The 458-nt window shown below is 68.8% G+C and carries 1 protein-coding gene; it reads right to left on the reverse strand.

Translation table 11 applies throughout. The features are described from left to right. Positions 1 to 22: 22 nt before the first annotated feature. Positions 23 to 458, reverse strand: a 436-nt coding sequence (locus AACY19_RS27245) for an isoaspartyl peptidase/L-asparaginase (protein ID WP_339454597.1), incomplete at its 5' end; no start/stop codon positions are given.

Below are 458 nucleotides of genomic sequence, written 5' to 3' on the forward strand. Positions count from 1 at the left end.
TCTCCCGATGGGAGAGGGAATTTCAGTCGTCGCCGAAGATGGCGACGTCGCGCTGGCCGTCGGAGCCGAGGCGCGCGCGGTACATGCCGGGGGTGGTGAAGTGCCACAGCGCCTCCCCGTTGGGGCCGGTGACGATCACCCCACCGGTGCCGCCGAGCGCGGCGACCTCTGACAGCACGGCCTGAGCCGCAACCTCGAGCGATTCGCCTGCCAGGCGCGCCCGCGCGCAAATTTCATGCGCGACGTTCACACGGATGAAGAACTCGCCCGCGCCAGTGCACGACACCGCGCCCGCGCGGTCATCGGCATAGGTGCCAGCCCCGATCAAAGGCGAATCGCCGATGCGGCCCCAATTCTTGCCGGTCACGCCACCGGTCGAGGTTGCCGCCGCAACATGGCCCGCCGCATCGCAGGCTACCGCGCCGACCGTGCCATATTTCATGTCGACGTCGAACGCG

The sequence above is a fragment of the Pseudomonas sp. EA_5y_Pfl2_R50 genome (genome assembly GCF_963970475.1).
Taxonomy (GTDB): domain Bacteria; phylum Pseudomonadota; class Gammaproteobacteria; order Pseudomonadales; family Pseudomonadaceae; genus Aquipseudomonas.